Here is a 20,260-nt window from a genome sequence, read left to right as displayed (position 1 = left end):
AATTCTTTAACTATTAATGAAGCAAAACCATTAAAGACTGTATGAGTGCCATTCTCTGCGGAGAAATACGGCTCGCGATCATCTCCTGGTTTTCGCCGTTTAATTTATCAAATATCGGCTTTAATTCTTTTATTTCATGGTCCAGCTGCTTCATATGAGAAGCAAGAATTTCAGCTTGTTTCAAAAGCTTATCTTCTTCATTTGTCTGGCTTCGTTTCAGCTCCAGTCTATCTTTAATATCCTGAAGGCACATATTGAAGAGCTTGCATTCTTCAATGAAGTGAATATCATCCAGCGCCTGTTCCGAATAGAGGCGATAATTGGACCCAGACGTACGGTCCGCATGGAGCAGTCCAATTTGAGTGTAGTAATCTATCGTTCTCTTAGAAACATTCGCAAGCCTTGCTACCTCGCCAATTCGATACAATGCCCCATCTTATCACCCCAATCTAAATAGTTACATCTATTATACTTTTAATCTAAGTGTACAGTCAAACGTTCTGGTTATCAGAAAAGCGGAATCGCCTTGGTCAGCTCCGAAGGGCAGAAAAGGATCCGCCGTAAAAAGCCGGGTTTGCTTTTTACGGCGGATCCGTTCTGACCGAGGAGTTAGGCGATGGAGCTGGACACCACGAAAAGCGGAGCCGACCGTTTAGCCCTGACAGGCAGAAAAGAAATCACCGGAAAAGTCCGGTTTTGACTTTTTCGGGGATTTTGTTCTGACGGAAGGACTGGGAGGCGGAGCTGGACAACACGAAATGCGGAATCGCCCGTTTAGCTCCGGGAGTCAGATAAGGAAACGGCGGTAAAGGCGCTTTTTGCCTTTGCCGACGCTTCCGTTCTGACAGATGAGTTGGGCGATGGAGCTAGACACCACGAAAAGCGGAGCCGACCGTTTAGCCCTGACAGGCAGAAAAGAAATCACCGGAAAAGTCCGGTTTTGACTTTTTCGGGGATTTTGTTCTGACGGAAGGACTGGGAGGCGGAGCTGGACAACACGAAATGCGGAATCAGCCGTTTAGCTCCGACAGGTAGATGAAAAATCACCAAAAACTGGATAAAACCGAATTACCCGCAATCCCTTTAAAAACCAGCCCATTTCCATTACACTTATTCTTTATAACCTTAAAAGACAGCGGTGAAATCATGAAAGATACTTTACTTGCCTGGCTTGAGGAAAGCGGTCCTTTCGCCTTTCTTATCAGCCTTCTTGCCAATACAGCAATCAGCCTCCTGGCCTTTGTTCCAAGTGTATTTGTTACGGCGGCAAACCTTTCTTTCTTCGGGCTGATCAACGGACTGATACTTTCCTTCTCGGGTGAAGTCATTGGTGTCATGGTAAGCTTTTATGTCTACAGGAAAGGTTTTCGCTTCTTAAGCAAGAAAACGTCTGTTCACAGCAGCTCCGTATTAAAAAAGCTATCCGGCATAACTGAGAAAGACGCTTTTTTTGTTATCCTTTCCCTGCGGATTTTTCCTTTTGTTCCTTCAGGCGCAATCACACTCGCAGCTGCCTGCAGCAGTGTCAGCGCAGGAACGTTTCTGGCGGCCAGCTTTCTTGGGAAAATACCGGCAATTCTGATAGAGGGCTTCGCAGTGCATCAGGTTTTGAATGCAGGATGGCGCGTGCAGCTCTTTCTTGTGATCTGCTCTCTGCTGATCCTTGCTGGAATTTGGATGAAGAAAAGAATGTACGATTAAGTAAAGCTGCGGGAATTTCCTGCAGCTTTTGTTTTTTATAAAAAATAAAAAAGGCCCTTAAAGGACCCAAGCTTAATCCGGCATAATTGTGACGATTTGCTGGGTGCGGATAAAGAATGTTGAATCTCCTGCCTGAAGCACGACATGATCCGGCTTTACATCTTTCAGCACGCCGCGGATGCTGTCTCTGACCGTTTGAATGACAAGGGTTTTTCCGAGCACGCTTTGGAGAGTCTGGAAAACATAAGGATCCACTATTGTAATCATTTGCGGTACCTGTGATTGGTTTTGCATCGTGTCACATCCTCTTCTGAAGTTCATTGTCACTATATGAAGGCATTTACCCATTTAACACAAAAACCTTCCCGCAATTAATAATCGGGACTTGCATCAAAATAGGCTGAATGGCCTTCTTCTTTTTTGAAAACAGCATCCATATATTTGTAAAGGTTTTCATAAAGAAGGAGGAGATGGAACTTGAAAAAGTGGATTCTGCTGTTTGCTGTTTTTCTGCTCATTTTGCCTGGAAGTACATATGCCGGCTCTTTTGGAGGAGATTATACAGGTACGCCTGGCCAGTGGTATGTTGGCGATGCACCGGCATCACAAAACACTTCTAAATCACCGGTCGTTTTTGTGCACGGACTCAACAGCTCTTCAAATACGTGGTGGAACGGAAATGATATGTACAGCACTGCCCTAGCAAATGGCTATCAGACAGCCTTTGTTGATTTATATCCCACTAAGAACATGTGGGACAACGGTGCACTTCTTTCACAGAAGCTGAGCGAAATCTACCAGTATTTTGGGGGTGAAAAACTTGTCCTGGTCACTCACAGCAAAGGCGGAATTGATGCGCAATCAGCTCTGGTTCATTACGGCGCCCATCAATATGTGAGCAATTTGATCACTTTGTCCACCCCTCACTCAGGTTCACAGCTTGCAGATCTTGCATACAGCAGCTGGGCGGGATGGCTCTCAGGCATTCTCGGCAGTAAAAACGATGCTGTCTATTCCCTTCAGACAGGATATATGAGTCAGTTCAGAACCCAGACAGATGCACATGCGAATGCAAGAAAAAATCCGATATATACGTTCGGCGGCACCAAATGGGGAAGCTTCGGATCTTCGCTATACTGGGGAGGGTTGTATTTAAGTTCTTATGGAAGCAATGACGGAGCTGTGACGGTACAATCTTCACGCCTCGGGTACGGCAGGGAGATTAAAATCGGCAGCTGGGATCACTACTCTGTAAATAAAGGAAGCTCCACGTTTCTTCTATTTGAACCGTATTTAAGAACGGCAGGAACAGCATCCTTCACAACAAGCAATGGCGAAGATGTATCTGCTTCAGATGCCTCTTCTGCCTTCTACATTAGAGGCGGCGAGTTCTCTGGAGTCAAGCAGGAGTCATTCTATGCAGAAGACGGTGTAAAGAAAGTAACCGTTGACTGGCTGAGCAGCTCACAACAAACAAAGCTCTCTCTTCACTCACCTGACGGAAAGAAGGTCATCACATCATTTAAAACAGCGGCAGCTGATGGGATTTTCAGTGGAGCCTATCATCATCAGGCTGTCTTGACGCTTCCTGTAAGCGGAAAATGGCAGCTCACTGCACAGAATCAGGATAAAGAAGCCTATTTGTTGCACGTCTCTTACAGCTCTGACAATCATGACGCCATTTCCATGCTGCCGCTCTCAAAGCAAAACCAGAAAATTTCTTTTAAAACAAATTCCGCAAAGGCTCTAAAAGAAACAGAAGCAACTATTACGATTGATCATTATAAAAATAAAACGAAAATCCGTTCACAGAAACTAACGAAAACAAAACAGCAAACTTCAGCAGGAATTCATTTAGTGCAGGAAGGTCTCTATAACATTACAGTAGAAGCTCGAGGGAAAACACAAAAAGGAGAAATCATTGAACGGACGTTTATTAAATCGGTGTATGTTGACACTGACGGCAAATGGTTTGTTCAGTAAGCAGCTGAAATCCACCAGTTTCATTGGTGGATTTTTTCTGCTGATGAAGACAGCAGGATAAATACACATTAAACGGATTCTTTTAATGAAGAATTCGGCAGCCGGTCTATTTTTTCATCCAGCATTTGAATGGTCTTGAGCGCTGTCACTTCATTTATTTTACGGTAGTGATGCCCTCCGCCCGGCTCTTCATCCATTTCATCCGCTAATCTGACAACTTTCTGAAGCGTGCTTTGGTTCAATGAACCTTCAGGAAGATAGGAATCTGTATGAAGCAGGATTGCAAGGGCAATCTCTTTTGCAGACTGGGGATTTTCTCCCAGGCGAATTAACAATTTATGGGCGCGTTCTGCCCCTTTAATGGCATGAATATCGTTTTCTTTGTACTTTTCATAATCCCATTCTCCGTCTGTATACCATTCATAATGTCCAATATCATGGAGAAGGGCTGCTTTCGTCGCTAAATCAGGATTCACCCCGTATTTTACCGCTAATTTATATGCATGACAGGTTACTGCAATTGCATGCGCTAAGCCTGAACGCTGCAGATATTTTTGAGCAATCGGATGGGAATAAACCTCTGTCAAAGTGACATTTCGCATGTAATCTCCTCCCTGAAAAATAATGATAATAACGGAACCGTTAAAAATATTTCTATATACATTATCATATTACTCATGCAGCCGCAACAATCCTGTTACATGGCATAACATAATCTTCCTCTTCCTGATAGATTTAGGCTGACTCTTCGTGTAGAATTACACTAAAAGATGAGCTGGGGAGGATCTATGAAAAAGCATGAACTGATTTCCGCACTATCAGGCAAAATTCTTTCCATCCGTACAGAAAGCGGTTATACACAAGAAGAAATGGCTGAAGTGCTCGGCCTATCCAAAAAAACACTTGTGCAAATTGAAAAAGGGCGGCAGGAAGCATCCTGGGCAACAATCGTCGTTCTCTGCACCCTTTTCAGAGACAACGCCGCACTTCATTCCGCAATCGGCGGGGATCCTCTGGATGTCGTTCAGCTGGTTGCCCACCAGAAAATTCATTCCCGCAAAGAGAAGACGATGGGAGGGAAAGTCTGGTGGAGGGATATTGCAAGCAGCAGCAAGTATAAAATGCAGCAAAACATTATCAGTTTTCACTACAGAATCATTGACCATGATGATTACCGCTGGTTTTCCTCTTTCGATAAAGACGAATTGGACAGAAAATGGGCCGAATTGACGGGTGATTCTCCCGGAAAAACGCGCCAATAAGTACAAGGCCGGCGTTTTATTAAGTATATGCGGCTGCAAACATTTTGGCATAGAAATAATCACTATTTTTGAAGAAAAAAGAGGGTTGCCAAAAAGCCTCCCTCTTTCCATTTAACGGGCAGGTTCGCTGTCTAGCACCTGCTTCATTTTTTCATTATGCTTTTTCATGTACTGAAATCTGGCATCGAGCAGTTCTTTTATTTTTGCCCCATCATTGCTTCTGACGGCAGCCTCCCATTGTTTTCGGGCTTGAGCTCTTTTGAGTTTGAATTGTTCTCTTTTCGCTTTGAACGAATTTATTTTTTCTTTCATTTGCGCTTCTGTCATTTCACCGTTCTTTACTTTCTCTTTCATTTCAGTGATTTCTTTTTGCCTATGAGCTTTGAAGTGATGATGTCTCTTGTGCAGACCCTGCTTTCCCATCCTATCTAATAATCGCTTTCTTTCACTGAGTACAGCCTCCCACTCTTTCTTTGTTTCGGGAGAGTATTTATCCGCAAGCTCCAGCAGCTGCTGATCCAGTTTTTCTCTTTCCGCAATCCACTCTTCCTTTTCGTGATGACGGCTTTCTGCTTTTTCTGCCTGAACATTTGGCGCTGCTGACAAGAGCAGCCCTGCGGCCGAGAAGATAAAAAGCCACTTTCTTTTTCCCATGGTTTACCACTCCTTTTTGCTGATTAGTCTTATCTTGTCCGACAGAAGGAAAACCATAAGAAAAGAATTGTGTGAAATCATGTGAAAATATGGTGTCCTGCAAGAGTTCAACATAAAAAAAAAGCACTCAATGAATGAGTGCCGAAGCTTCTTATAGAAATTCTTTGATATCATAAATTCTGCCGTTTTCAGGCTCTTCTCCAAGCAGATTCAGGAGGACGCCTGCAACAAAATCCGCTGACCTGAGCTTTCCTGTTTTATGATACTCCTGAAACCTTGCCACATCCGCAAAATCCTCAGGCTTTGTGCTTCGAATATTCCCCTGCATCTCTGTATCCATGATGCCCGGCGAGAAGGATAGAACGGTAATAGGATGGTTCTCCTGCTTCTGTTCAAGACCGAAAGATTTTGTAAACATGTCAAGGCCCGCTTTTGAGCTGGAGTAGGCACTCCATCCGAACAATGAATAATTCGCTGCACCGGAAGATATGTTTACAACTGTTTTTTTCACGGGAAGATCTTTTGTTTTCGCTGCGAAAGCATGGCTTAAAACCATCGGAGCTGTCAAATTAAGCTGAATGTGCGCTTCAATTTCAGACACTTCCGCTTTTCCTACAGGCTTCATTGGATGAACCGTTCCCGCATTGTTAATAAGCGTCAGCTGTTCGGCAGCATCCCAATTGATTTTTTCAAATACTTCCGTAATCGCTGCTTCAGTTTGATGAGCATTAGACAGATCGCACGGAACGAATTGAAGAACAGCGTCTTTTTCAAATGCAAGCTGCCGCAGGGAATGGTTTTCTGAACGCGAGAGATAAATGATGTGATGGCCGGGTGATAGAAGCTGTTTGACAATTGCTTCCCCGAGTCCTCTTGAAGCTCCTGTAATAATCGTAGTGTTCATTTTCCCGCTCCTTTCTTTCTACTTACATTCTATCAAAAAACTGCCGGGAACACCTCCCGGCAGCATGGATCTTATTTTTTCAGTTCGTTTACAACTTCTTCTCCTACAGCTTCTTTGCCGCCAAGGATTGTAAAGTCATCTGCTTTCAATGCTTCAATTGCATTTTTAGTTGCAGATGGAACAGCTGTTTTCTTCACTAAAAGCATAGAAGCTTCATGTTTTGAAGCAAGAACAGAGCCTGTAAGAGCATCTGCAAAAGTTGTGCCGGTTGCAATGAACACTTTGTTTGAAGGGTTCAGTTTCTTGGCAACTTCAGCTGCTGTCGCATAGCGGTCCTTCCCTGCAACACGCTCAGCATTTTTCAGCTTCTTGAATACATTTTCTGAAACTGCATTCTCTCCGCCGGCAACAATGGCACTGTCAATCTCTTTTAATGCTTTAGTGGATGCTGCTGGAAGATTTTCAGCATCTGTCAAAAGGATCGGATACTTCATTTTCGCTGCGTAAGAGGAAACAGCCAAAGCGTCAGGGAAGTTTCTTCCGTTAACCACTACCGCCTTTTCTGGGTCTCCGCCAAGATTCGCTGCAATGTTGGCAGCTGTTTCAAAGCGGTTTTCTCCTCCGATGCGCTGAACTTTTTCAACGTTATCAATACCTTGAAGCTGGTTTTTAACGTAATTGCTGATTGCTTCTTTGCCGCCGAGAATGATGACTTTTTCAGCTCCTAAACGCTTAATCTCAGCTTTAGCTGCAGCATTCAGTCCATCTTTTTGTGTTAAAAGAATTGGTGCATCAAATTTTTTGGCAAGCGGTGCTCCAGCTAGTGCATCAGGGAAAGAATCTCCGCGTGCAATAACGACTGTTTTTGCTGTTTCCCATCCTTTTTTCGAGATTTCAACAGCCGTTTTGTAACGGTCTTTGCCTTCAATGCGTGTTACCGGAGTTTCTTTTACTTCTTCTGCCTGAACAATTCTTCCTTCTACTTTAGGAGATACAGGATTGTTCTTAGCAAGGTAAGAAGTGAATACTTCGTAATCGACTACAAACAGCTCAGTCATGCGGCCGTCATCTTTTGCTTTCTTGAACATTGTGTATCCGTCTCCGCCGTCAGCTGTAAATGCATTTGTAGCCACGCGGTATGTTCCCTCCGGATCAATTGATTCAAAACCGCTGTCTGTTTTTGCTTCTGCAAACCAGACTCTGTCTCCGACAGGCTTGTTTATGTCGTACTTGAAGTTCAGGCCTGAAACTTGAAGGAAACGTCCTTCTCCTGTTTCCACTCCGCTGACGCTGTGCTCAAGTGCATCAAGGAGTTCCTGTCCTGTCAGATCAAGTGTTACTAGGTTATTTCCGAAAGGAAGTACTGTAAGAACTTCGCCAAGAGTAATTTCACCTTCGTTGATTGAATCACGTACACCGCCGCCGTTTTGAAGGGCAATATGCGTCTTAATAGATTCATTTGCTTTAGCAGCCATGCCGTCAGCAATCAGGTTTCCAAGGTTTGTTTCTTTCGTGCGGACATCAGCGCGAAGTCCGTTAAGGGCAACCGATGTATTTCCTACGACTTCATTCTTAATTTCTTCAAGAGGTGCTTTGTATTCCAAGACTTTCGCTTCAGCTGCTGCATCCTTTTCATAGTTTGCAAGCGTTTCTAAGTGACCGTTGTGTCCTGTCACAACACCTTCATTATTGAAGGTAACATCAAGCATTCCAAGGAAATTCAGGTATTCACCAGCCTGTACGATGACCGTCGGTTCTTCTTTTTCAATTAAAACAGGAGCTTCAAGCTTCGTGTGGGAGTGTCCGCCGACAATCACGTCAATTCCGTCCACTTCCTCAGCAAGTTTAAGGTCTGGTGCGTATCCTAAGTGAGAAAGAACAACAATCTTATTAACGCCTTCCTCTTTCAGTCTGCTGATTGTTTCATTTGATTTTTGGACAACGTCTTCAAATACAACATTTTCTCCAGGACTTGCAAGGAAAGCCGTATCCGGAGTCGTTAAACCGTAAATCCCTACTTTTTCCCCGCCGATTTCTTTAATAATGGCAGGGTAGATGTTGCCGCCTTCACCAGATGCTGCCACTTCATCTTTGAAAAGAGGTCCAAGATCTGCATCATCTTTAACGTTTACGTTAGATGAAACCATTGGGAATTCCATGTCTTTAATAAAGTTTGCAAGCGTTTTTGAGTCTTTGTCAAACTCATGGTTTCCAAGAGTCATCGCATCAAAGTTCAGCTGATTCATAAAATGAAGATCCGCTAAACCAAGGTATTGACGGAAATACAATGTACCTGAGAAAACATCTCCCGCATCAACAAGAAGGCTGTTGTCCTTTTCTCCGCGGAACTTGTTCACAGCTGTGAAAAGCTGTGGGTATTTCTCTACATGTGCATGAGTATCGTTCGTGTGCATAATAGAAAGATTGTATTCATCTTTCGTTTCTGCTGCTAAATCAAATTGTCCAACAAGTGCATCGTGGTCGCTTGCACGGCCATGCTCTTCCATATATGGAGAGTTGAAGTTCACAATGTCAAATTCAGCTTTTGAAGCTAAGCGGTTTGACACGAGCATGTGATCAAGAACCTGTGCGTTTCCTTGATAAGAGTACGTATAGCGCTCAGATAAAGGAAGTGTTTCTACAAGGTTTGTAAGCTCAGTGCCCTTTAATGTCTGAAGAGGAGCTGAGAATTCAAAGTCGTTCAAGTCACCTGTTACGATGACATTTGCATTTTCGTTTTTAGCATGAATATCAGCTACAAACTCATTAACAATTTTGGCAATTTCCATGCGCTGAGCTTCACTGCCAAGAACCGGAGGCTGTTTTTTGCCGAATAACGGCTCGTCTCCGCCTTTAGAGTTGAAGTGATTATTGATGACAACAACATCTTCGCCTTTAAAAGTAAACTCTGCAGCAAGAGGCTTGCGACTGTCTGTGAACGCAGGATCCTGAGGAGCAATGCGTCCCGGGTTAAGTGTCAAAGAGCCATTTTCATAGCCGGCTGCTTCTGTTGCCGTTCCTTTTGTGCCTTCTTTCAAAGTGACTCTTTCAGGGTTGTAAAGGAATCCGACACGGATGTTTCCGCCAGGAACTCCGCCGTCCTTTTTATCTTCAGGAGCGATTTCTGTCCATGCGTAAGCAGGACCGCCGAAGCCTTTAACAGCATCGCTTAATGCTTTATAGTTTGCATCTGCTTTAACCGTTCCGTCATCTGTCGTTCCGCTTTCGTCAAGTACTTCTACAAGTCCGATAATATCCGGAGACTTCAGGTTATCAACAATCGATCTAGAAAGTTTGTCGCGCTTTTCAGCATCTGAAGCTGCAAAGTTTTCAATGTTATAGCCTGCAACCGTAAGCTTGTCCTCAGCCTTTTCAATTGTCGTAACTTCCGGTGTAAATGCACGCTCATTCAATGCTGGAAGATTTGCTTCTTTTACAAGAATTTTAAAGTTGCTGAAACCATAGCTGACAACGCCTGTTACTGTGCCGTCAAACTTATCTCCCGCTTTCGCAACATAATTGCGGTTATCAAGAAGCAGGAACATTCTTTCAGGATTCTGGTTTTCCTTTGTCAGAAGCGGAGCTCCCTCTTTCGTATACGCTTTTCCTTCTGTTTTGCCTGTAATAACCGTTACCTCACCGTAGTTCTGGGGTCCTGTTACTGTAGGGCTTTCAAGAGAAACACGCATGCCTTCAAGACTTTCGTAAAAATCGATTCCGTCTTCCTCAGGGTCAAATTTGCTGAACTGGTCGTTATCGATGACTTCAGTCGGAGGGATGGCATCTTTGCCGATCACAACAGCAGCAGGAAGTGCCTGTCCGCCTGACTTGACTGTTACATTGCCGTTTTGGGCATTGATTTCAGTCATGGCAAGGTCTGTCTGAAGTTTTTCGGAGTAACCGTCAAGCACCCATTCTTTTACCTGACCGTCCACAGAGACGAGGTCGCCTTCTTTAGCGCCATGGGAAGGTTTGTAAACAAGAACAGCTTCGGACGTATTCGGGTTGTCATCGGGAGAAGCATCCTGCATGTAGAAATTGCTTGCATCCTTGACGTGAGTAACAATTCCTTCAACTGCTTTCACGTTTTGAGTGTCATAAGGAGATTTATGGCCTGCGCCTTGAATATCATGGATACGCAGTCCTTCAACACCTTCAAATGGTTTTGGCTCTTCAGGTGTTTCGCCGTCAAATACCATGGCTGTAGGATTTCTAAGGCCCGGCTTTGAAAAATATGCTTCAAGTGAGCCTGTAACGACTACTTTCTTGCCAACATTATCGGGATTTGTTAACAGCCCGAATTTGCTGCGGAAAGTTGTTGGAAGCTGCACAGGAAGAAGTTTTGATACATCTTTTTCATCTGCGCTGTCAGCAATTGCAAAGTTTGTATCAGCTGAAAAAGGCGCTTCAAAATCAACACTTGATGTACTGCTTGTATATCCTACAATATAACCTTCAACTGTCCCGTTTCCGGTATTATTCGCGATGGCTTCCGCAACAGTCATATTGCCTTCTGCCTGCGCGGGTGCACCAAACGGCACCATCAGCGAAACAAGCAAAGCAAAAATCGTTGTCAGAGCGATCAGCTGTTTTTTCATGATCTTCAAACTGGTTCCCCCTCAAAATAACTAAAATAATGAAATAAGCGTATGTAACCTTGGCCGGCTTATTTTAACCACAATAATGTAAGCGTTTACTTACATAGACATGTTTAATAAGCAACTAAATGTTATCCCCTTTGGAATTATTGTCTTCACATACACCTCCGGTCGAATCATGTAATTTAGCACCCTTTTAATATATCACTTTTTTGTCAAATATTAAGGAATTTACAGATGATTTGCAAAAAAACCACAATTCATTTACACAATGTAAATAATTTTTACCTGTTACATTCAAATGAATGAACAAATTGACCTAAAAAAAAACGCGGACCCAATTGTCCGCGTTTTTTTTTCTTAACTGGCTTTCTTGTATTCTGCCATTTTATAGTGATTTTCAAAATAATCATTTGTTTCATTTACGATTACTTTCCATAGTAAGATTAAGGCAATTAAGTTAGGAATCATCATAAGCGCATTCGCCATATCAGCAAATGCCCATACTACTGTAAGCTGCGCAACAGCTCCGTATCCGCAGGCAAAGATGTAGATCAGCCTGTAGCCGAGAATACCCTTTGTGCCAACCAGGTATTCAAAGCATTTTTCACCGTAAACATACCAGCCGACGATTGTTGAAAATCCAAAGAAGATAACAGAAAATGCTACGATATATTCTCCAACTGCCCCAAGTGCAGATGCAAAAGCTGCTGATGTCAGCGCGCCGCCGTCAAGTGCTGCATTGTGTTCCACACCTGAAATCAAACCGCCTGATGGATCCCAGAAGCCTGTGATAACAAGGACAAGACCAGTCATTGTACAAACAATGATCGTCACAATAAATGTGCCGGTCATAGCCACAAGCGCCTGTTTAACCGGATGATCTGATTTAGCATTACCGGCAATCAATGCTGCCGTACCAAGACCAGCTTCGTTTGAGAAGATTCCTCTGGAAACTCCGCTTCGAATCGCTTCCACCACTGCAACCCCGACAAATCCGCCGGCAGCGGCAACAGGGTTAAAGGCATAGTGGAAAATGGTTCCGAAAGCAGGAAGGATCTGATCGTAATTTACAGCAAGAATCATCAGGGCACCTCCGATGTACAGAAATGCCATAATCGGAACAAAGAAACTTGCAACTGTACTGATTCTCTGAATACCGCCGAAAATAATCAAGCTTGTGAGAGCTGCCAGAATGATGCCTGTTGTCAATCCGCCAATTCCAAAGCTGTCATCCATGACCTGTGCAATGGTATTGGATTGCACACTGTTTCCAATGCCCAGAGCTGCGAATGCTCCGAACAGGGCAAATGCAAGTGCAAGGAATTTCCATTTTTTCCCGAGTCCTTTTTCTACATAGTACATCGGTCCTCCGGAATATTCTCCGTTATCATTTTTAACCCGGTATTTCATGGCAAGAAGCGCCTCTGAATATTTCGTCGCCATTCCGAGCAGTCCGACAACCCACATCCAGAAAATTGCACCGGGTCCTCCAAGCGTAATGGCTGTTGCTACCCCGGCTATATTTCCGTTTCCGATGGTAGCGGCAAGAGCTGTCATCAGCGCTTTAAAGTTGCTGACATCCCCTTCGGCCCCATCATCTTCCTGATGTTTTTTTGAGAAGCCAAGCTGAAACGCATAAATCAGTCTTCTAAACTGCAAACCTTTTAACACAAATGTTAAAAATAAGCCTGTCCCAAATAATAGAATTAAACTTGGAGTTCCCCAAAGGATCCCGTTAATCTTTGAAAGTATATCCATCATGTGCCGTCACCCCTGTGCTGTGTCATTTTGTTAACGCTTTCACACCATATCACTATAATAAATTTTAAGATACTACTATGTAATTGTTGAATTCCATAAAACAAGTACATCCTTTTTGTTGATTTTTACAAAGGCTAGTTACATAATATCCATAAGGGTCTCCGTTGTCAAAACTAAAAAAGTACCAATTTTTTTCGCTTAAATTAAACTCTTCAGAAAGATAAGATAGAATAATATTTCATTGTTCATTTTATAAACGTAAAAAAAGCAGGTGATTTTCAGATGAACCGTTCAATAGATCCTTTTCACCACCATTCAGACAGACTTGAAGATGTAGCGGACCGCATCAGTGAGGTTCTGCAGTGCCCGATTACAATAGAAGATGTGAACCACAGGCTTTTAGCCTACAGTACACATGATGACTGCACAGACCAGGCCCGGATCTCCACCATTATCGGCAGACGGGTTCCGGAGAAGGTCATCAACAGCCTCTGGAAGGACGGCACGATCCCTATGCTTCTCCAGACTGATGATCCAATCCGCGTCAAAAACATTGATGAAGTAGGACTCGGGAACCGGATAGCCATTTCCATCTGGAAAAACGAAGAAGTGCTTGGGTTTATTTGGGCGCTTGAAATTGATAAAAAGCTTACGGACGAAGAACTTGGCCTTTTAAAAAAGGCAGCTCAGGTTGTAAAAGGGAAGCTGCTGAACTTTCATAACCGCACATCCAAAAAAGAAGAAAGAAACCAGGAGTTCTTCTGGAAACTGCTGACGGGGCATATTCAGCAAAAAGATGAGATCCTTAATGGCTTTCATGAAATTGGCGTCACGCCTCCTTCACAGCATTCTGTCGTTCTTTTCCGCTTCAGCGAGGAGATCAAAGAGCCGACCGAAAAACAGATCAACTATCTGCTTCAGACGACTCAGCAGGTACACGTGCTGCTTTCTACCCTTGACCAAAACGAGCTGATTGTTTTGCTTTCGCCAAAAAGCGATCAGCCTCTCTATGACATCAAGCAGTTTGTCGACTGGACCATTCTTCAGCTAAGCGAACGGTTCAAAATTGACCGTGTGAAAGCAGCGATCGGAAGCATTTACCGCGAAATTGATCAAATTGAACTCAGCTACAAAGAGGCCCTTTCTGTCCAAAACATAAAAAAGCGGTTTACTGAAGAAACAGACGGCTTGAACAGTTTTTCAGAGCTTGGCATCTATCAGTATTTAGATCTGCTTCATGAAAAACAGCAAAAAGAGGGGTTTGTTCACTATTCCCTGAGAAGGCTGAAGGAATATGATCAGGTTCATCACACGGATCTGGTTGAGACGCTTGAAACCTATTTGGATAAAGACAGCAATGTGAATGAAGCAGCAAAAGCCTTGAATGTTCATGTCAATACACTTGGCTACAGAATGAAGCGGATTTCTCAAATCGCAGAGCTTGATCTGCGGAATCCAAATCAGAAAATCACGATTTATCTCAGCCTGAAGCTCGATAAAATGAATTTGTGAAATTTCACAAATGATCTGAAATCCTTTCTCTTTTTTAAACAAACAAATGTGTGAGAAAACGCTTTATACTGATGTCAGGAAATCAACACATTTGAGAGAAAAGCCAGTTTAAGGCTTCTTCAAAAGGAGGAAGGATTTCAATGATTATTGGAGTTCCCGGAGAAATTAAAAACAACGAAAACCGAGTAGCGTTAACTCCTGGCGGGGTTACACAATTTACAGCTGCTGGACATAAAGTGATTGTACAAAAGGACGCTGGAATTGGAAGCGGTTTCACTGACGTTGACTATGCGGCTGCCGGTGCAGTCATTGCAGAAGACGTGAAAGACGTCTGGGCTGCTGAAATGGTGATGAAAGTAAAAGAGCCGCTGCCATCTGAATACGGCTTCTTCCGCGAGGGACTTATTCTTTTCACATACTTGCATTTAGCTGCTGAGCCTGCTCTTGCAGAAGCGCTTAAAAACAAAGGGGTTACAGCTATTGCGTACGAAACGGTATCAGCAGGACGCACACTGCCTCTTCTTACACCAATGAGTGAAGTGGCTGGACGAATGGCTGCACAAATCGGTGCGCAGTTCCTTGAAAAACCTAAAGGCGGAAAAGGCATTCTGCTTGCCGGCGTCCCTGGCGTTAGCCGCGGAAAAGTAACAATCATCGGCGGCGGAGTTGTAGGAACAAACGCTGCGAAAATGGCAATCGGCCTTGGCGCAGACGTAACAATCATCGACCTTAGCGCAGACAGACTGCGTGAACTTGACGACATCTTCGGAAACCAGATCAAAACCCTGATGTCAAACCCTGTGAACATCGCAAACGCAGTTGCAGAAGCTGATCTACTAATCTGCGCGGTGCTGATCCCTGGTGCAAAAGCTCCTACTCTAGTATCTGAAGCGATGGTTCAATCCATGAAACCAGGCTCAGTCATCGTTGATGTTGCCATCGACCAGGGCGGTATCGTAGAAACTGTTGACCACATCACAACTCATGACAATCCAACATACGTAAAACACGGTGTTGTGCACTATGCAGTTGCTAACATGCCAGGTGCTGTGCCAAGAACATCTACGCTAGCTCTTACAAACGTAACCGTGCCTTACGCGCTGCAAATTGCAAACAAAGGCGTCAACAAAGCGATTGCAGAAAACACAGCTTTGAAAGCCGGCGTGAACGCTGCGAAAGGCGACATCACGTATGAAGCCGTAGCACGCGACCTTGGATACACATATGTGCCAGTTGACGTAGCTCTTGATAAAGAGATTGCGGTTAAGTAATGGTTTATAAATGATAAAGATGAAACCGGCCTTTTGGGCCGGTTTTTTCGTTGTTCCATATTTTCGGGTATGCGTTGGGATCATATATTCTTGGTGTTCTTTTTTATAGGGCAGCATTTTCGGGTTTTACTAACCCATATTTCCGGAGTCCGTTTTTATGGGGCAGCATTTTCGGGTTTTACTATCCCATATTTCCGCATTCCATTTTCATAAGGATGCATTTAGATAACAAAAAAACGACCCGCTTCCACTACGAGTCGTTCACCTCTTATTTTTCTCCTGCAATGTCACAGCCATCATCGCCGCATACATCGCCCTCTCCGCCGGAAAGGTCCTGCAGCTTTGAAGCAGCCTGTTCTTCGGCCCACACCTTTTCAAGGGCGCCTGAGAAGGTTTCTGTTCGCTGTGCACCTGAAATCGCATATTTATTGTTAATGATAAAATACGGGACCCCGCTTATGCCGTACTGGCGCGCAGCCGCTTCATCTCCGCGGACTTCACCGCCAAAAGCTGCTTTTTCGCTCAGAATTTCAAGAACTTTCGCCCGCTCCATTCCCGATGCCTCAGCGAGATCTGCGAGCACTCCGTGGTCGGAAATGTCCTTTGATTCCGTGAAGTAAGCTTGGAGCAGCTTCTCTGAGATCATTTTCTCTTTTCCTTCTGAAGCAGCGTACTTCGCCAGGCGATGGGCATCGAATGTGTTTGCCGGTTTCATATTCTCAAACCGGAAATTCAGGCCTGCACTTTTCGCCTGCAGGGCGACATTGGCACTTGCCTCTTTTGCCTGTTCAACCGTCATGCCGTATTTGGCAGCAAGCTGTTCGTGAATCGTCTGATCCGTTTTCAGCGGAGTATTCGGATCAAGTTCAAATGCTTTAAACTCGACATCCACGTGTTCTTTATGCGGAAAAGATTCAAGAGCCTCTTCCAGCCTTCTTTTTCCTATATAGCAGAATGGGCAGACGTAGTCAGACCAAATCTCGATTTTCATCACAGCACCTCATTTCAAAGATAGTCCTATAGTAGCATAATCATCAGAAAAGAGCAGAACAGAAGCATTGACTTTTATCCTTCCATTGGATATCTTACCCAAACTGTCCGGAAACATGGTATGGTGAAGAATGAAAGGGGTGCAAAAGATGAACAAAAAAATACTCCTGCCTTATTTGGCGGCAATTCTGAATGCCTCCATTGTGGGGCTGACCTTCCTATTTACAAAACTTGCGCTCGAGGATGCCTCCCCGTCCGATACGCTGTCTTACCGTTTTACCCTTGGTTTTATTGTTCTTATTCTGATCCAGATCATCTTTAAAGTGAAGCTTCCGGCAATCAAAAGCAAAAAATCCCTAGGCTATTTATTGCTGCTTGCCCTGTTTTACCCAACAATGTTTTTTAGTTTTCAAGCTTTTGGCCTTCTTTATACCACTTCAGCTGAAGGCGGTATTCTGATGGCGTTTGCTCCAATTTTAACTGCTCTTCTTGCTGCCTTATTTTTAAAAGAACGTACAAACTTCGTTCAGGTACTGTTTATTTTTATGTCCATTTCCGGGGTTGTCTCCATTTTTTACATGAAAGGTGCGAGCATTGATATGGGCAGCTATCTCGGCTATCTGCTGCTGTTTATAGCCTGCCTTTCTATTGCCGGTTATACGGTGCTCGCAAGGTTTCTTTCAGTCTCTTATTCTCCCCTGCAGCTGAGCTTTATTATGGTTACGTTCGGCTTTATCTTTTTTAATGCCTATGCCATTATTCAGCATGCCGCAGCAGGTGATTTGATGAGCTATGCATCTCTGTGGACAAATGTTCCATTCTTGCTATACACCTGCTTTTTAGGGGTTTTTGCTACTCTTTTGACCTCTTTTCTGTCTAACTATATTCTTTCGAAGCTGCCTGCTTCCCAAATGAGTGTATTTGCGAATCTTTCTACTGTTATTTCCATTGCAGCCGGGGCAATTGTGCTGAATGAAACGATTTACCTGTACCATTGGATCGGCGCTTTCCTTATTATTGCAGGAGTAATCGGCACAAATGCCAGTAAAAAAACAGGATCAAAAAGCCGCAGCCTTTAATCCTGTTTTTCCGGAAGGGTAACATGAACCACGGTTCCCTGCCCTTCCTCACTTTCAAACTGAATGTCTCCCTGATGCTCTTCCCTGATAATCTTATAGCACACTGTCAGCCCGAGCCCTGTGCCCTTCTCCTTAGTCGTATAAAAAGGCTCGCCAAGCTTTTCGAGCCGCGCTCTGCTTAAACCGGTGCCTTCGTCTGCTATAGATAGTTGAATCCGGCCGTCGGGCAGTCTTTTAATAGATGCAGAGACTGTGCCTCCGCCCGGCATGGATTCGATTGCATTTTTAATCAGATTAATGAACACTTGTTTTAAGTGATTTTTGTAGCCTTGTATCCAGAAAGGTTCGCTTGCAGCAAGCTTAAAGCGAATATCCTTTGTTTCGGCACTGCCTCTCATAAGCATCATGACATCTTCAATCACCGTCTTCATCTCAACAGAAGTCATCGTCTGCATTTGCGGCTTTGCAATCAGCAGCAATTCTCCGACAACTTCATTGATTCTGTCGATTTCTTCTGACATGACTCTTAAATGATCCCGCCTTGCACGCAGACTCTCATCCTCCTGAAGAATCTGGACAAAACCTTTAATAGAAGTAAGGGGATTTCGGATTTCATGGGCAATGCTTGCCGCAAGTTCTCCTATGACACTCATCTTTTCTGATTTTAAAATAAGCTCGGCATCCCGCTTCTTTTGAGTGACATCGTTCCCTATGCAGAGTATGTACGTTTCGCCTTCAAGCCTTACCGGTATTTTCGTGACTTCGATCCATCTCGTGCCTCCGGTCGAGTCAATTGCAAGCTCAGGCTCTGCCCATTTTTCGGTTTCCCACGACAGGATGCGAAGCTCCTCATCCCGGATTTTTTTTATTTGATCCGGCTGGTCATTTAAATCGGAGTCTTCTTTTCCGATCAGATCACTTACTTCCCTGCCGTAAAGCTCAGACATCGCTTTATTGGCCAATACGAACTTCAGCTGCTGATTTTTCACGTAAATGTAGCTTGGATTCAAGTCCATTACTTTCATGAGAAAGTCCTTCTGATCGTTTAAATCCCTGTTCATCCGCTGAATCCGCCTGGAGTGCATAATAAAATATGCCATAAAAATGATAAGCGTCGACAGAACTGAACCAAAGCTTGATAAAAACAAGGGAAGAACATGGTAGCCTGCAAGCATCCCATTCATGAAAACAAACAAAATTGATGTGCAGAAAAAGATACTGAAGAAACGCACGTCTCTGTCAGCAAGGTGCATGGAAACCCTGATCAGCATGAGGATGGTGAAAAAAACAGCCGCAATGTTCAGAAAAAACGTCCAGTTCAGCCCTCCGAACACAGGATAGTAGTGGTCAGGGAAAAAATCATCCTGAATCATTCTCATGCCTGAGATTCCGTAAGACGTAAGGTTGACAGTAAAAACAAGGGTGCTCCAAAGCATAAAGATACGGAATGTTTTTACGTTAATGACACTGAACCAGTTTTTTTTGGAAACAAAGTTCTCGTCTTTTAAAAGCAGGTACATGAAATAAAAAACCACAGGCAGGATAAAAATGGAGCCAAAGCGCCCGATTTTAAATAACCATTCGGCTGTTCCGGCTGAAAAGATATCCGTTCCGTACAGGACCGCAACATCAATCTGCCAAATAAACAGCATCATTAAAAAGGAAACGATCGCCTTTGAGAGAATGGTTTTTTCGTTTATATAAATAATCATCCCAAGAAGCATTGGAATGAGGGACACTAGTCCAAGAATGGTGAAATACATAATGGCGTTCACTCCGGTTTAATTGTGTAAGCAATCCCCATTATAGACGATAATCTGCCGGTGCGCTCATTCAATTTATCATTGTCTTACTTAAGAAAACAAAAAAACACCTGCAGCAGGTGTTTTTCTAGTCCCATGTAAACCGTTCTTCTTTCCACGGATTCCCGTACATATGATACCCGTTCTTTTCCCAAAAACCAGGGTGATTATGCTCAGTAAACTGGATTGCGCGCAGCCACTTGGCGCTTTTCCAAAAATACAGATGAGGAAAAACGGCCCTGAACGGATATCCGTGCTCTGGTGTGAGCGGTTCTCCGTTATGGGAGTGGGCAAGCAGACTCGATTCTTTCAGGAAGTCCTCTATTGGGAGGTTTGTCGTCCATCCCTCTTCTGCATGAAGGATGCAGTATTTTGCGTTCTCAAACAGACCGCATTCTTCAATAAGTTCCCTCATCCGAATTCCTTTCCATACGTTATCAAGCTTCGACCAGCCGGTTACACAGTGAATATCATTTCCCTGCTCTGATTGAGGCAAGCTCATGAGCTCTTCATATGTAAACCGCTTCGGTTGTTTGACAAGCCCGAAAATCTGAAGATCCCATTTGCTGATGTCTTCATAATACGGTACATTCCCTGCATGCAGGACAGGAAATGTCGTAGTGACATGCTGATTTGGCGGCACTCGGTCCGGGTCGCCTTTCGATCTTACCTTGCCAAAATACATCTAAACACCACCTTTGTTAACTAAATAAAAATGAAGTTGACATATTTGCGCTTTT

The 20,260-nt window shown here is 43.8% G+C and carries 16 protein-coding genes; 6 read left to right on the top strand and 10 right to left on the bottom strand.

Annotated features, from left to right (window positions below; translation table 11 throughout):
- Window positions 1–13: 13 nt before the first annotated feature.
- Window positions 14–427 (bottom strand): MerR family transcriptional regulator, encoded by a 414-nt coding sequence (locus MHB63_12490; GenBank protein MEK3807353.1) that lies wholly within the window; start codon window positions 425–427, stop codon window positions 14–16.
- Between the two features lie 719 nt (window positions 428–1,146).
- Here MHB63_12490 and MHB63_12485 point away from each other — a divergent pair.
- Window positions 1,147–1,701 carry a VTT domain-containing protein gene (locus MHB63_12485; protein MEK3807352.1) on the top strand — a complete coding sequence of 185 codons (555 nt, stop codon included), beginning with the start codon at window positions 1,147–1,149 and terminating at the stop codon, window positions 1,699–1,701.
- A gap of 72 nt (window positions 1,702–1,773) precedes the next feature.
- Here MHB63_12485 and MHB63_12480 read toward each other — a convergent pair whose 3' ends face one another.
- On the bottom strand, window positions 1,774–1,995 hold the full coding sequence (locus MHB63_12480; GenBank protein ID MEK3807351.1) for a YuzF family protein: 222 nt from the start codon (window positions 1,993–1,995) through the stop codon (window positions 1,774–1,776).
- A 183-nt stretch (window positions 1,996–2,178) separates the two neighbouring features.
- Here MHB63_12480 and MHB63_12475 point away from each other — a divergent pair, with 183 nt between their 5' ends.
- Entirely contained in the window at window positions 2,179–3,684 is a 1,506-nt protein-coding gene (locus tag MHB63_12475) for a hypothetical protein (protein MEK3807350.1), read from the top strand.
- A 68-nt stretch (window positions 3,685–3,752) separates the two neighbouring features.
- On the opposite strand, the gene MHB63_12470 is transcribed toward MHB63_12475, so the two are convergent.
- Complete coding sequence (locus tag MHB63_12470) at window positions 3,753–4,286, bottom strand: HD domain-containing protein (protein MEK3807349.1); 534 nt, start codon at window positions 4,284–4,286, stop codon at window positions 3,753–3,755.
- Between the two features lie 186 nt (window positions 4,287–4,472).
- On the opposite strand from MHB63_12470, the gene MHB63_12465 reads away from it, so the two are divergent.
- Window positions 4,473–4,946 carry a helix-turn-helix domain-containing protein gene (locus MHB63_12465; protein ID MEK3807348.1) on the top strand — a complete coding sequence of 158 codons (474 nt, stop codon included), beginning with the start codon at window positions 4,473–4,475 and terminating at the stop codon, window positions 4,944–4,946.
- 111 nt (window positions 4,947–5,057) lie between these two features.
- On the opposite strand, the gene MHB63_12460 is transcribed toward MHB63_12465, so the two are convergent.
- From MHB63_12460 to MHB63_12445, 4 genes are all read right to left on the bottom strand, one after another.
- Window positions 5,058–5,600 (bottom strand): hypothetical protein, encoded by a 543-nt coding sequence (locus MHB63_12460; GenBank protein ID MEK3807347.1) that lies wholly within the window; start codon window positions 5,598–5,600, stop codon window positions 5,058–5,060.
- Window positions 5,601–5,751: 151 nt separating this feature from the next.
- Window positions 5,752–6,504: a (S)-benzoin forming benzil reductase gene (locus tag MHB63_12455; protein MEK3807346.1), complete on the bottom strand. Its 753-nt coding sequence runs from the start codon at window positions 6,502–6,504 to the stop codon at window positions 5,752–5,754.
- Window positions 6,505–6,575: 71 nt separating this feature from the next.
- A complete protein-coding gene (locus MHB63_12450; GenBank protein MEK3807345.1) occupies window positions 6,576–11,102 on the bottom strand; it encodes a cell wall-binding repeat-containing protein in 4,527 nt (1,508 codons plus the stop codon).
- A gap of 360 nt (window positions 11,103–11,462) precedes the next feature.
- Window positions 11,463–12,863 carry a sodium:alanine symporter family protein gene (locus tag MHB63_12445; GenBank protein MEK3807344.1) on the bottom strand — a complete coding sequence of 467 codons (1,401 nt, stop codon included), beginning with the start codon at window positions 12,861–12,863 and terminating at the stop codon, window positions 11,463–11,465.
- Between the two features lie 285 nt (window positions 12,864–13,148).
- On the opposite strand from MHB63_12445, the gene MHB63_12440 reads away from it, so the two are divergent.
- Both MHB63_12440 and ald read left to right on the top strand, forming a co-directional pair.
- Entirely contained in the window at window positions 13,149–14,378 is a 1,230-nt protein-coding gene (locus MHB63_12440) for a PucR family transcriptional regulator (GenBank protein MEK3807343.1), read from the top strand.
- A gap of 140 nt (window positions 14,379–14,518) precedes the next feature.
- Window positions 14,519–15,649, top strand: a complete 1,131-nt coding sequence (ald, locus tag MHB63_12435) for an alanine dehydrogenase (protein ID MEK3807342.1) — start codon at window positions 14,519–14,521, stop codon at window positions 15,647–15,649.
- 268 nt (window positions 15,650–15,917) lie between these two features.
- Here ald and MHB63_12430 read toward each other — a convergent pair whose 3' ends face one another.
- Window positions 15,918–16,640 (bottom strand): DsbA family oxidoreductase, encoded by a 723-nt coding sequence (locus MHB63_12430; protein MEK3807341.1) that lies wholly within the window; start codon window positions 16,638–16,640, stop codon window positions 15,918–15,920.
- A gap of 148 nt (window positions 16,641–16,788) precedes the next feature.
- Between MHB63_12430 and MHB63_12425 the strand changes: the two genes are divergently transcribed.
- Window positions 16,789–17,718, top strand: coding sequence for a DMT family transporter (locus MHB63_12425; protein ID MEK3807340.1), 930 nt, complete (start codon window positions 16,789–16,791; stop codon window positions 17,716–17,718).
- On the opposite strand, the gene MHB63_12420 is transcribed toward MHB63_12425, so the two are convergent.
- Both MHB63_12420 and MHB63_12415 read right to left on the bottom strand, forming a co-directional pair.
- Window positions 17,715–19,481 carry an ATP-binding protein gene (locus MHB63_12420; protein MEK3807339.1) on the bottom strand — a complete coding sequence of 589 codons (1,767 nt, stop codon included), beginning with the start codon at window positions 19,479–19,481 and terminating at the stop codon, window positions 17,715–17,717. The genes MHB63_12425 and MHB63_12420 overlap by 4 nt on opposite strands.
- 127 nt (window positions 19,482–19,608) lie before the next feature.
- Complete coding sequence (locus MHB63_12415; protein MEK3807338.1) at window positions 19,609–20,205, bottom strand: sulfite oxidase-like oxidoreductase; 597 nt, start codon at window positions 20,203–20,205, stop codon at window positions 19,609–19,611.
- Between the last annotated feature and the right edge of the window lie 55 nt (window positions 20,206–20,260).

It is taken from the genome of Bacillus sp. FSL H8-0547 (assembly GCA_038002745.1).
Classification (GTDB): domain Bacteria; phylum Bacillota; class Bacilli; order Bacillales; family Bacillaceae; genus Bacillus_P.
This window is presented reverse-complemented; position numbering and strand designations above follow the sequence as displayed.